The sequence below is a fragment of the Streptomyces sp. NPDC055632 genome, assembly GCF_053618675.1.
The window spans coordinates 137,811-150,161 of the sequence record NZ_JBSHHY010000010.1 but is presented as its reverse complement, the minus strand read 5'-3'; the positions used below and the strand labels follow the sequence as shown (position 1 = coordinate 150,161).

The 12,351-nt window shown below is 73.4% G+C and carries 9 protein-coding genes; 4 read left to right on the top strand and 5 right to left on the bottom strand.

Annotated features, from left to right (window positions below; genetic code table 11):
- Nucleotides 1–61: 61 nt before the first annotated feature.
- Nucleotides 62–1,342 carry a family 2 encapsulin nanocompartment cargo protein terpene cyclase gene (locus ACWGSR_RS16095; RefSeq protein ID WP_453566969.1) on the top strand — a complete coding sequence of 427 codons (1,281 nt, stop codon included), beginning with the start codon at nucleotides 62–64 and terminating at the stop codon, nucleotides 1,340–1,342.
- Between the two features lie 15 nt (nucleotides 1,343–1,357).
- On the top strand, nucleotides 1,358–2,233 hold the full coding sequence (locus ACWGSR_RS16090; protein WP_376230911.1) for a geranyl diphosphate 2-C-methyltransferase: 876 nt from the start codon (nucleotides 1,358–1,360) through the stop codon (nucleotides 2,231–2,233).
- Between the two features lie 149 nt (nucleotides 2,234–2,382).
- On the opposite strand, the gene ACWGSR_RS16085 is transcribed toward ACWGSR_RS16090, so the two are convergent.
- From ACWGSR_RS16085 to ACWGSR_RS16070, 4 genes are all read right to left on the bottom strand, one after another.
- Complete coding sequence (locus tag ACWGSR_RS16085; protein WP_453567056.1) at nucleotides 2,383–3,081, bottom strand: S1 family peptidase; 699 nt, start codon at nucleotides 3,079–3,081, stop codon at nucleotides 2,383–2,385.
- Nucleotides 3,082–3,158: 77 nt separating this feature from the next.
- Nucleotides 3,159–4,145, bottom strand: coding sequence for a methylmalonyl Co-A mutase-associated GTPase MeaB (meaB, locus tag ACWGSR_RS16080; RefSeq protein ID WP_453566966.1), 987 nt, complete (start codon nucleotides 4,143–4,145; stop codon nucleotides 3,159–3,161).
- Nucleotides 4,142–6,316 carry a methylmalonyl-CoA mutase gene (gene scpA / locus ACWGSR_RS16075; protein ID WP_453566964.1) on the bottom strand — a complete coding sequence of 725 codons (2,175 nt, stop codon included), beginning with the start codon at nucleotides 6,314–6,316 and terminating at the stop codon, nucleotides 4,142–4,144. Before scpA ends, meaB begins: the two co-directional genes overlap by 4 nt.
- A complete protein-coding gene (locus ACWGSR_RS16070) occupies nucleotides 6,313–8,127 on the bottom strand; it encodes a methylmalonyl-CoA mutase family protein (protein WP_453566962.1) in 1,815 nt (604 codons plus the stop codon). Before ACWGSR_RS16070 ends, scpA begins: the two co-directional genes overlap by 4 nt.
- Before the next feature lie 139 nt (nucleotides 8,128–8,266).
- Between ACWGSR_RS16070 and ACWGSR_RS16065 the strand changes: the two genes are divergently transcribed.
- A complete protein-coding gene (locus ACWGSR_RS16065; RefSeq protein WP_376238057.1) occupies nucleotides 8,267–8,971 on the top strand; it encodes a DUF2470 domain-containing protein in 705 nt (234 codons plus the stop codon).
- Nucleotides 8,972–9,103: 132 nt separating this feature from the next.
- Entirely contained in the window at nucleotides 9,104–11,380 is a 2,277-nt protein-coding gene (locus ACWGSR_RS16060; protein WP_453566960.1) for an MMPL family transporter, read from the top strand.
- Here ACWGSR_RS16060 and ACWGSR_RS16055 read toward each other — a convergent pair.
- Nucleotides 11,377–12,303: a TIGR03564 family F420-dependent LLM class oxidoreductase gene (locus tag ACWGSR_RS16055; RefSeq protein ID WP_453566958.1), complete on the bottom strand. Its 927-nt coding sequence runs from the start codon at nucleotides 12,301–12,303 to the stop codon at nucleotides 11,377–11,379. The genes ACWGSR_RS16060 and ACWGSR_RS16055 overlap by 4 nt on opposite strands.
- Nucleotides 12,304–12,351 lie beyond the last annotated feature (48 nt).

Genomic DNA, 12,351 nt, shown 5'->3' with positions numbered 1-12,351 from the left:
CCGGGCCGGGCGGGCGTGCCCGGAACCGGGCGGCCCGCCCACCCCCTCCAAGGAGTCACGGATGCCCGATCCCGGGCCTTCCCCCCTGCGGTCGAGCCTGCCCACCGCCGCGTCCCACGCCCTCACCCTGCCGACGGCTCCCGCCGCTCCCGTCGTCCCCGCGGCCCCCGCCGCTCCCACCGTCCCCGACGGCGCCCCGGCCGCCCCGCCCCTCCGGGAAGGCGTTCCTGAACCACCGCCACGGCCCGCCCTCGAACGGATCCTGCGCGGCCCCAGCGGTCTGGGCACGGCGGGCCTCTCCCTGGTCCCGCGCCCGGAGGCCCCCGCGCCCCCCGCGCCGGAGGAGCCGGCCGATCCGGCGGAGGGACGCCCGATCCCCGGCCTCTACTTCCACCCGGTGCCGGAGCCCGACCCCGCCCGCGTGGCGGAGGTCAGCCGCCGCATCAAGGAGTGGGCGGTGGACGAGGTCGACCTGTTCCCCGAGGACTGGGAGGGGCAGTTCGACGGCTTCCTGGTCGGCCGCTACATGGTCGCCTGCCACCCCGACGCCCCGACCGTCGACCACCTGATGGTCGCCACCCGCCTGATGGTCGCCGAGAACGCGGTCGACGACTGCTACTGCGAGGACCACGGCGGCTCGCCCGTCGGCCTCGGCGGTCGCCTCCTCCTCGCCCACACCGCCCTCGACCCGCTGCACACGACGTCGGCCTACCAGTCGCAGTGGGCGGAGTCGCTGCACGCGGACGCCCCCCGGCGCGCGTACCGCTCCGCCATGGAGTACTTCGTCCGGCAGGCCACCCCCTCCCAGGCCGACCGGTACCGGCACGACATGGCCCGGCTGCACCTGGGCTACCTCGCCGAGGCCGCCTGGGCCGAGACGGACCACCTGCCGGAGGTGTGGGAGTACCTCGCGATGCGGCAGTTCAACAACTTCCGCCCCTGCCCCACCATCACCGACACCGTCGGCGGCTACGAACTCCCCGCCGACCTGCACGCCCGGCCGGACATGCAGCGGGTCCTCGCGCTCGCCGGCAACGCCAGCACCATCGTCAACGACCTGTACTCGTACACCAAGGAACTGGCGACCCCCGGCCGCCACCTGAACCTGCCCGTGGTGCTCGCCGAGCGCGAATCCCTCTCCGAGAAGGACGCCTATCTGAAGGCGGTCGAGGTCCACAACGACCTCATGCGCGACTTCGAGTCCGAGGCCGCCGCCCTGGCCGCGGCCTGCCCCGTCCCGAGCGTGCTGCGCTTCCTGCGCGGCGTGGCCGTGTGGGTCGACGGCAACCACCACTGGCACCGGACCAACACCTACCGCTACAGCCTGCCCGACTTCTGGTAAGAAACGGAAACCTCAGTGACCAGCACCGACACGACCACCACCGCCGCGTTCGTCCCCGGCCCCGCGACCCCGTACCAGGGCGACATCGCGCGCTACTGGAACGCCGAGGCGCGGCCCGTGAACCTGCGCCTCGGCGACGTCGACGGGCTCTACCACCACCACTACGGCGTCGGAGCCGTCGACCACGCCGCCCTCGGGGACCCGGAGGACGCCGCGTACGAGAAGAAGCTCGTCGCCGAGCTGCACCGCCTGGAGTCGGCGCAGACCGACGTCCTCCTCGACCACCTCGGGGACGTCGGGCGCGAGGACACGCTCGTCGACGCCGGCTGCGGCCGGGGCGGTTCGAGCGTCATGGCCCACCAGCGCTTCGGCTGCACGGTCGAGGGCGTCACCCTCTCCTCCGCGCAGGCCGAGTTCGGCAACCGGCGCGCGAAGGAACTGGGCATCGACGACCACGTCCGCGCCCGCGTCTGCAACATGCTCGACACCCCCTTCGAGAAGGGCTCCGTCACCGCCTCGTGGAACAACGAGTCGAGCATGTACGTCGACCTGGACGACCTCTTCGCCGAGCACGCCCGGTTCCTGAAGGTCGGCGGCCGGTACGTCACCGTCACCGGCTGCTGGAACCCGAAGTACGGCCAGCCGTCCAAGTGGGTGTCGCAGATCAACGCGCACTTCGAGTGCAACATCCACTCCCGCCGCGAGTACCTGCGCGCGATGGCCGACAACCGGCTCGTCCCGCAGGCCGTCGTCGACCTGACCCCGGAGACCCTGCCCTACTGGGAGCTGCGGGCCACGTCGTCCCTGGTCACCGGCATCGAGGAGGCGTTCATCGAGTCGTACAGGGACGGCTCCTTCCAGTACGTCCTGATCGCGGCCGACCGGGTCTGACCGCGGCCGGACCGGAAGAACCCGCCGGGGGCGGCGGGACCGACCTCCTACGGTCCCGCCGCCCCCGGCGCCGGCCGTTCCCGGCGTCTCCACGGGCGTCGGCCGGGCAGGACCTGCCCGGCAGGTCTCCGTACCGGTTCAGGACCGGTTCAGGACCGGTTCAGGGCTCCGCCGGTGTTCCGGCCGATCCACTGCCGGTGGGCGGTCACATCGGTGTGGATGGTGGCGCTGCCGTTCTGCCCGGCGCGGCTGGTGGCGCCGACCAGTTGCCGGCGGCCGGAGCTCCCGATCAGGGCGGGGCCGCCGGAGTCCCCGTAGCAGGCGGTGGCCTGCGGGGTGCCGTACACGCACAGTTCATCGGCGCCGTCGAAGCCCGCCGCGCACATCCGGTCGGGGTCGATCCGGGTGTCCAGTTGCTTCAGGTGGCGGGGCGGCTGCTGCGAGCATCCCTGCCGGGGACAGGTCTGGCCCCAGCCGAGCAGGTGCGTCGCGGTGCCTTCGGACGGCGAACCGGAGGCGATGGAGACCGGCCGGTTCCGCACCGGGGCGCCCAGGTGCAGCAGAGCGATGTCGTTGCCGCCGGAGACGTCGCCGGTGTACCGGGGGTGGCGGACGATCCGCCGGACGGCCGCCGTGGTGTCCTGGGTGCGGTCGGCCGAGCCGATGCGCAGCTGGATCTGCTGGGCCGGAATCCGGCCGCCCTGCCGGCCGGTGACGCAGTGGGCGGCGGTGACGACCCACCGCGGGGCGATCAGGGAGCCGCCGCAGCCGTGCCGGCCCTGCTGCTGGAGGGAGACCATGAACGAGCGGTTCTCGCTCGCCTGGCCGCCGCTGCCGCCGCCGACGATCGGCCGGACGCCGGCGACGGCGGGGACAGCGGCGGGTTCGGGAGCGGGCGCGGCGTGCGCGGTGGTGGCGGGGGCGGTCAGGTCCGGGACCCCTCCCCGAACGCCTTCAGGACCCGCTCGGCCGCCAGCGTCGCCGTCAGCTCGCCGTCCCTGACCTGGCGTTCGAGCAGGGGCGCGAGTTCCTGGACCGCCGGGTTCGTGCGCAGCCGGTCGAGGAGTTCCTCGCGGACCATGGTCCAGGTCCAGTCGACCTGCTGGTCCTGTCGCTTGGCCGTGAGGCGGCCGGTGGAGTCGAGCAGGGCGCGGTGCCGCTCCAGGCGTCCCCACACCTCGTCGAGGCCCGAGGACTCCCGGGCGCTGCAACTGAGCACCGGCGGCGTCCAGAACGCGTCGGCGCCGTGCATCAGCCGCAGCGCGCCCGCCAGTTCGCGCGCGGCGGCCCGCGCGTCCTGCTCGTGCGGGCCGTCCGCCTTGTTGACGGCGACCACGTCGGCCAGTTCCAGGACGCCCTTCTTGATGCCCTGGAGCTGGTCGCCGGTGCGGGCCAGGGTCAGCAGGAGGAAGGAGTCGACCATGTTGGCGACGGCCGTCTCCGACTGGCCGACGCCCACCGTCTCCACCAGGACCACGTCGTACCCCGCCGCCTCCATGACGACGATCGACTCCCGGGTCGCCTTCGCGACCCCGCCGAGCGTGCCGGCGGTGGGGGAGGGGCGGACGAAGGCCGCCGGGTCGACGGCGAGGCGCTCCATCCGCGTCTTGTCGCCGAGGATGGAGCCGCCCGTACGGCTCGACGACGGGTCGACGGCGAGGACCGCCACCCGGTGGCCGAGCCCGGTCAGCATCGTCCCGAACGCGTCGATGAAGGTCGACTTGCCCACCCCGGGCACCCCGCTGATCCCGATCCGCACCGCCCGGCCGCTGTGCGGCAGCAGCTCGGTGAGGAGTTCCTGGGCGAGGGCCCGGTGCTGGGGCCGGGTGGACTCGACGAGGGTGATCGCCCGGGCGATCAGCGCGCGCTTCCCGTCGAGCACCCCCTTCACGTACGTGTCGAGTCCGATCACAGGTCGTGCCCGAGGCCGGCGGCGAGGCGCGTCACCAGGTCGTGGGCCGCGTCCGGGATGACGGTGCCGGGCGGGAAGACCGCCGCCGCGCCCATCTCCAGGAGCGTCGCCACGTCCTGCGGGGGAATCACCCCGCCGACCACGATCATGATGTCCTCGCGGCCCTCCGCCGCCAGCTCCTCCCGGAGCGCCGGCACGAGGGTCAGGTGACCCGCGGCCAGCGAGGAGACCCCGACGATGTGCACGTCCGCCTCGACGGCCTGGCGGGCGACCTCGGCCGGGGTCTGGAACAGCGGGCCGACGTCCACGTCGAAGCCCAGGTCGGCGAAGGCCGTGGCGATCACCTTCTGGCCGCGGTCGTGCCCGTCCTGGCCCATCTTGGCGACCAGGATGCGCGGGCGCCGTCCCTCGGCCTCGCCGAAGGCGTCCACCAGGGTCCGGGTGCGCTCCACGGAGGGGGACTCCCCTGCTTCGTTGCGGTACACACCGGAAATGGTACGGATCTGGCCCGCGTGACGCCCGTACACCTTCTCCAGGGCGTCCGAGATCTCGCCGACGGTGGCCTTGGCGCGGGCCGCGTCCACCGCCAGTTCGAGCAGGTTGCCCTCGCCGCCCGCCGCGCGGGTGAGCGCGTCGAGCGCGTCCCGGCAGGCGGTCTCGTCCCGCTCCTCGCGCAGCCGGCGCAGCTTGGCGATCTGCTGGGCGCGCACCGAGGAGTTGTCGACCTTGAGCACGTCGATCTGCTCGTCGGTCTCCACCCGGTACTTGTTGACGCCGATCACCGGCTGCCGGCCGGAGTCGATCCGGGCCTGGGTGCGGGCCGCGGCCTCCTCCACGCGCAGCTTGGGGATGCCCGCGTCGATGGCCTTCGCCATGCCGCCGGCGCCCTCGACCTCCTGGATGTGCTGCCAGGCGCGGCGCGCGAGGTCGTAGGTCAGCCGCTCGACGTACGCGCTGCCGCCCCACGGGTCGATGGTCCGGCAGGTGCCCGACTCCTGCTGGAGCAGGAGCTGGGTGTTGCGGGCGATGCGCGCCGAGAAGTCGGTCGGCAGGGCGAGGGCCTCGTCGAGCGCGTTGGTGTGCAGCGACTGGGTGTGGCCCTGGGTCGCCGCCATCGCCTCCACGCAGGTGCGGGTGACGTTGTTGAACACGTCCTGCGCGGTCAGCGACCAGCCCGAGGTCTGCGAATGCGTGCGCAGGGAGAGCGACTTGGTGTTCTTCGGGTCGAACTGCCTGACCAGCTTGGCCCACAGGAGGCGGGCCGCGCGCAGCTTGGCGACCTCCATGAAGAAGTTCATGCCGATCGCCCAGAAGAACGACAGGCGCGGGGCGAACGCGTCCACGTCGAGCCCGGCCTCGCGGCCCGCGCGGATGTACTCGACGCCGTCCGCGAGCGTGTACGCCAGCTCCAGGTCGGCCGTCGCACCCGCCTCCTGGATGTGGTAGCCCGAGATGGAGATCGAGTTGTAGCGCGGCATCCGCTGCGAGGTGTAGGCGAAGATGTCGGAGATGATCCGCATCGAGGGCCCGGGCGGATAGATGTACGTGTTGCGGACCATGAACTCCTTGAGGATGTCGTTCTGGATGGTCCCGGCCAGCTTCTCGGGCGGTACGCCCTGCTCCTCGGCGGCCACGATGTAGAGCGCGAGGACCGGCAGGACGGCGCCGTTCATCGTCATCGACACCGTCATGCGGTCCAGCGGGATGCCGTCGAACAGCTGGCGCATGTCGTAGATCGAGTCGATGGCGACGCCCGCCATGCCGACGTCGCCGGTGACGCGCGGGTGGTCGCTGTCGTAGCCGCGGTGGGTCGGCAGGTCGAAGGCGACCGACAGGCCCTTCTGGCCGGCCGCCAGGTTGCGCCGGTAGAAGGCGTTCGACTCCTCGGCGGTGGAGAAGCCGGCGTACTGCCGGATCGTCCAGGGCTGGTTGACGTACATCGTCGGGTACGGGCCGCGCAGGTACGGCGCCATGCCCGGGCGGGTGTCCAGGAAGTCGAGGCCCTCCAGGTCCTGCCCGGTGTAGAGCGGCTTGACGCCGATGCCCTCCGGGGTCTCCCAGAGCAGGTCGTCGCCGCCCGCGGCCTTCTTGACGGCCGTGCGCCACTCGTCGGAGCCGGCGCCGCGGGCGGGGGCCCCGAGTTCGATCCCGGAGAAGTCGGGGACGGTCATCGGGACACTCCCATGCGGTCGAGGGCGGTGGCGAGCAGGGCGACGGCGTCACAGCCCGCGAAGAGGTACGTGTCGACGCCGGAGTACTGCCCCGGGCGGCCGGCGAGGAGGACGTGCTCCGCCCCCGCCGCGCGCAGCTCGGACGCGGTGGCCTCGGCCCGTTCCTCGTACAGCGCGTCGCTGGAGCAGAGGCAGGCCTCGCGGGCGCCGCTCTCCTCGAACGTGCCCTCGGTGACCGGCTCGATGCCGCCCGCCTGGAAGAGGTTGGCGGCGAACGTCAGGCGGGCCGAGTGCGCGGCCGCCGGGCCGAGCGCGGCCAGGTAGACCCTGGGCCGGGTGCCGGTCGCCGCGAGGTGGGCGTCGGAACGGGCGCGCAGCGCCTCGTACGCCTCGTCGCGGCGGACGCGGGGCAGGCCGCCGGAGGGCGGCGCGGGCGCGGGCGCGCGTTCGACGGGCTTCTCCGCGAGGTGCGGGAACTCGCTGACGCCGGTGATCGGTTCGCGGCGGGTGGCGAGCTTCCTGCTCCGGGCCGCCCAGGTCTCGGCCAGGCGCTCGCCGACGAAGCCGGAGCGCAGCGCGGCCTCCTGGCCGCCCTCGCGCTCGATCGTCCGGAAGAACTCCCAGCCCGCGTGGGCCAGCTCGTCGGTGAGCCGCTCCACGTACCAGGAGCCGCCGGCCGGGTCGATGACCCGGGCGAGGTGGGACTCCTCGATGAGGACGGTGGAGGTGTTGCGGGCGATGCGGCGGGCGAACGCGTCCGGCAGGCCGAGCGCGTCGTCGAAGGGCAGCACGGTGACGCCGTCCGCGCCGCCGACCCCGGCGGCGAGCGTGGCGATCGTGGTGCGCAGCATGTTCACCCACGGGTCGCGGCGCGTCATCATCACCGGCGAGGTCACCGCGTGCTGGCGCTGCGCGCCCGCCTCCGGGGCGCCGGAGGCCTCGGCCACCCGGGCCCAGAGCCGGCGCGCCGCGCGGAACTTGGCGATCGTCAGGAACTGGTCGGCGGTGGCCGCGTAGCGGAACTCGATCTGCCCGAGGGCCTCCGCGACGCTCAGACCCGTCTCGGTGAGCCCGCGCAGATAGGCCACGCCCGTCGCGAGCGAGCAGCCCAGCTCCTGCGCGGCCGAGCCGCCGGCCCCGTGGTACGGCAGGGCGTCCACGGTCAGGGCCCGCAGGCCCGGGTACCCGTCGGCGCAGCGGCGCGCGAGGCCGGCGACGGACGCGAGGTCGTAGGAGGGGCGGCCGGTGCGGGCCTCGTGGCCCAGCGGGTCCGCGCCCAGGTTGCCCCGGGCCGCCTCCGGTGCGACGCCCCGCTCCTCGTACAGGCGGAAGAGGCGCTCGGCGGCGGCCGCCGTCTCGTCGCCGGCGTCGAGGACGACGGGCGCGAGGTCGAGGTAGACGCCGTCGAGGGTCGCGGCGAGGGAGTCGACCGGGACGGCCGCGTCGCCGACGCCCAGCCACAGGGAGGTGACGCCGTTCTCCAGGTCGGAGAGGACCGCGGCGTTGTCGGGCGCCAGGTGGCGCTGGCGCACGTCCCAGCCGCCGGCGGTGTTGCCCTCGGCCCGGCCGCCGCGCACGAAGGGCGCGAAGCCGGGCAGGCCGGGGTCGGGTGCCGCGTCGCGCGCGGTGTACAGCGGGCGCGTGTCGAGGCCGTCCTCCAGCAGGGTGGACAGGGCGTCCTCGGCTTCGGCGCCGGAGACCTCCTTGCCCGATTTGCGCAGGACGCCCGCCACGAGGTTTTGCCACTGCTCATGTGGCGCGTCTGGGAATTCGGACGCCAGGGAGAGCCCGTCGTCAGGCAGGACCGTCATGCTCGGATGCTAGGTGAGATCACTAAAGGATCAGGAGAGCGCGCCACTGTGACCTTCTTCTCTTCGCGGCGATGAGTTAGGTTAGGCTTGCCTAAGTGACTGCTTCGGCCTTTCCGTCCCCTGCCCCGGGAGAACCCGCATGCGCCCCTTCAGCCCCCGCCCCACCCGCCCCACCCCCGCCGAACGCGTGCGCTCCATCCTCACCGCGGCCCACTCCATGACCGTCGTCACGGACGGCGGCGAGCAGGAGGTGCACCGCCTCGACGGCACGGGACCGATGGGCCACATCCACCTGCACGACCCCTCCGAGGACTGCCCCACCGGGCGGGCCGCACGCCTCCCCGTGCGCCTCGAACTCACCGACATCGCCCCCACCCCGGTCCGCGACCGCCTCCGCGCCCGCGTCACCCTCACCGGCCTCCTCGACGCCCCCTACGAGTCCGAGGCCACCCGCAGCACGTGCATGGAGTTCGGCCAGGCCCTCCTGGAGGACGCCGACGGCCGCACCTTCGTCGCCCTCGACGAACTCCAGGCGACCGAGCCCGACCCCATGGCCACCTGCGAGGCGGCCATGCTCACCCATCTGGTCGACGACCACGCCGAACTCGTCCCCCTGCTGCTCCGCCTCGTCCGGCCCCGCCCCGACCGCGACATGGTCCGCGCCCTCCCCGTCGCCCTGGACCGCTACGGCATCACCCTGCGCCTCGAACACCCCACCGGCCACCAGGACGTCCGGCTGCCCTTCCCCACCCCCGTCAGCGACATCGACGAGGCCGGCCCCCGCATCCACGCCCTCCTCTCCGCCGCCCGCCGCTCCTCCCACCCCAACCGCCTGCTGACCTGAACGGCCCCGGCCCGGGCCCCGCACCCCGTCGAGATGCCGAAGCGCGGTCGCGGACGAACAATGGACGGGTCGGCCCGCACGCCACCGGCGCCGGAACCGCTCGGGGACCGCCTACCGGGACACGGCCACGCCATGAACGCAGGAAGCCAGGCCGAGGGCCGCCCGTCACCGCCGAAGGGCGCCCTTTACCGCACCGGCCACTGGTGCGCCCGCCACTTCGTCGTCGTCATCGCGCTGTGGCTGGCCGCCATGGTGGGCCTCCAGCTCACCGACCGGGCCGTCGGCGGCCAGTACTCCGACGACTTCGACCTCCCCGGAGTCCAGTCGGCACAGGGCCTCGACGTCCTCAAGGCGCACGACCCCGCGGCCGGCGGCTACGGCGCCCAGATCGTCCTGAACCGGCCCTCGGGCCCCCTCACCGACGAGGCGTCCGCCGTCGACTCCACCGTCGCCGCCCTGGAGAAGCTGCCCGACGTCCTCAGCGCCCAGAACCCGCTGCCGCCGCCGGGCACCACCCCGCCCGCCACCCCCGCCGGAACCCCCGACACCGGCCCGCTCTCCACCGACGGCAGGACCGCCTACATCACCGTCCGCTTCGGCGTGCAGCCCTCCACCCTCGGCGCCGACTACCTGAACGGCGTCGACGCGGCCGTCCAGCCCCTCCGGGACGCCGGCGTCACCGTCGAGTACGGCGGCACCCTCGGCGAACTGGCCCGCCCCGAGGCCGACGACCGCACCAGCGAGGCCATCGGCTTCGCCGTCGCGATCGTGGTCCTCGTCATCGGCTTCGGCAGCCTGATCGCCGCCGCCCTGCCCCTCGTCACGGCGCTCCTCGGGGCGATCTGCGGCCTCGCCCTCCTCGGCCTCATGGCCGCCGCCTTCACCTTCGGCACCGTCTCGCCCACCCTCGCCACGATGATCGGACTCGGCGTCGGCATCGACTACGCCCTCTTCCTCATCACCCGGCACCGCCAGAACCTCATGAACGGCCACGATCCCGCCGACTCGGCGGGCCTCGCGACCACCACCAGCGGCCGCGCCGTCCTGGTCTCCGGCTGCACCGTCATCATCGCCCTGTCCGGACTGTGGGTCTCCGGCGTCACCTTCATCGGAAAACTCGGCCTCGCCGCCGCCTTCACCGTCGTCACCGCCGTGCTCTCCGCGCTCACCCTCGTCCCCGCCCTGCTCGGACTCGTCGGCCGCCGCATCGACCGCTACCACCTCCGCAAGCCCGTCGCGGAGACCGACGCCGAACCCGGAGCGCCCGCCCACGGAACCTGGCACCGCTACGCCCAACGGGTGGAGAAGCGCCCCTGGTGGTTCCTGACCGGGGGAGTCCTGGCCCTCCTCGTCCTGGCCTTCCCACTGCTCTTCATCCAGCTCGGCCACATCGGCGACGGAGCCGATCCCGAGTCCTTCACCGACCGGCGGGCCTACGACCTCGTCTCCACGGCCTTCGGCCCCGGCGCCAACGGCCCCCTGACCCTCGTCGTGGACCAGTCGGCCGTCCCCGCCGACGACCGGGCGGCCCTCGCCACCAAGCTCCAGCAGTCCCTCACCGACGTCCCCGACGCCGCCTCCATCACCCCCCTCCAGACCACCTCCGACGGCCAGGTCCTCGTCGGGACCGCCTACTCGGTCGCCTCCCCGCAGGACGAGCGGACCACCGAACTCACCGACCACCTCGTCGACGACGTGCTGCCGCAGGCGGTGGCCGGGACCGAGGCGAAGACCTACGTCACCGGCACCACCGCGGCCCAGGTCGACTTCCTCGACATCGTCTCCAGCCGGCTCCCGCTGATCATCGCCGTGGTGGTCGGCCTCGCCTTCCTCGTCATCCTGATCGTCTTCAGAGGCCTTCTCGTCGCCCTCAAGGCCGCCGTCCTCAACGTCCTCTCCATCGCCGCCTCCTACGGCGTGGTCGTCGCCGTCTTCCAGTGGGGCTGGGGCGGACCCGCGCTCGGCGTCTCCGGCAAGGTGCCCATCGAGAGCTACGTCCCGATGATGATGTTCGCCATCGTCTTCGGCCTGAGCATGGACTACGAGATCTTCCTGCTGTCCCGCGTCCGCGAGGCCTGGCTGCGCACCGGCGACCCCAAGGCGGCGGTCGCCCACGCCCTGGAGATCACCGCCCGCGTCATCACCTGCGCCGCGCTCATCATGGTCAGCGTCTTCGCGGCCTTCATCGTCTCCGACAACATCGTCGTCAAGATGCTCGGCCTCGGCCTCGCCGCCAGCGTCCTCATCGACGCCACCGTGGTCCGCCTGCTGCTCGTCCCCGCCGTGATGACCCTCCTCGGCAGTCACGCCTGGTGGATCCCCCGCCGCCTCGACCGGATCCTGCCCCACCTGGACACCGAGGGAGAGGGCGAACCCGAACCGGAACGGACCCCGGCGGACAGGCGCTAGGCCCCGCTCAGCTCCCCGAGCAGCTTCCAGGTGCGGCGCCGGTCCTCCTCGCCGTTCACCTCCGTCGCGGTGAACACCACCTCCGTCGCCCCCGCCTCGCGGTAGCGCCGTATCCCCGCGGCCACGGTCTCCTCGTCGCCGATCAGGGCCAGGTCGGCGGCCCGCTCGGCCCCCGACAGCTCGATCACCCGCCGGTAGGAGGGGATCTTCTCGTAGAGCGCGAGGGCCTCGGCCGAGGCCTCCCGCACGGCGTCCGCGTCGGACGTGACCACCCCCGGCACGAGGGCCACGACCCGGGGCGCGGGACGGCCCGCCGCCCCGGCCGCGGCGGCGACCGCCGGGACGATGTGCTCGGCGAGCGCCCGGGGACCGGCCAGGAACGGCAGGATGCCGTCGGCGAGTTCACCGCTGACCCGCAGCGCCTGCGGCCCCATGGCGGCGACCAGGACCGGCACCGGCGGCTCGGCGCCCGGCACCGACGCCGAGTACGGGGTCGTGGCGGTCAGCAGCTCCCCGTGGAAGTCGGCGCTGCCCGTCTCCAGGAGCGGACGCAGAGCGGTGAGGAACTCCCTGAGCAGCCCGATCGGCCGCTCGTACGGGATGCCGAAGGCGGTCTCGGTCAGATGGCGGGTGCCGAGCGCGAGCCCGAGGTGGTAGCGGCCGCCGGTGGCGGCCTGCGCCGTCTGCGCCTGGGCCGAGACGACCAGCGGGTGCCGGCCGAAGACCGGGATCGCGGCCGTCCCCACCTGGAGGCCCGGCACCTCGCGTCCGACGATCGCGGCGAGCGAGGGCGAGTCGTACGCGAAGGACTGGCCGAACCACGCGGAGTGCAGGCCGGCGTCGCGCGCCTCCCGCGCGAGCCGCACCGTCTCGTCGATCGGAAGCTGACGGGAGGTCGAACTGAGCGTTGCTCCGAGATTCATGCACCCGGCAACGGGCCCCTCCCGGACCGGCATTCCCGTTCCCGTATG

Excerpts from the sequence above, each read along its gene's own strand:
- scpA (WP_453566964.1), bottom strand. The coding sequence starts at position 6,316 with ATGACCGTCCCCGACTTCTCCGGGATCGAACTCGGGGCCCCCGCCCGC.
- ACWGSR_RS16055 (WP_453566958.1), bottom strand. The coding sequence starts at position 12,303 with ATGAATCTCGGAGCAACGCTCAGTTCGACCTCCCGTCAGCTTCCGATC.
- ACWGSR_RS16060 (WP_453566960.1), top strand. The coding sequence starts at position 9,104 with ATGAACGCAGGAAGCCAGGCCGAGGGCCGCCCGTCACCGCCGAAGGGC.
- ACWGSR_RS16095 (WP_453566969.1), top strand. The coding sequence starts at position 62 with ATGCCCGATCCCGGGCCTTCCCCCCTGCGGTCGAGCCTGCCCACCGCC.
- ACWGSR_RS16070 (WP_453566962.1), bottom strand. The coding sequence starts at position 8,127 with ATGACGGTCCTGCCTGACGACGGGCTCTCCCTGGCGTCCGAATTCCCA.
- ACWGSR_RS16065 (WP_376238057.1), top strand. The coding sequence starts at position 8,267 with ATGCGCCCCTTCAGCCCCCGCCCCACCCGCCCCACCCCCGCCGAACGC.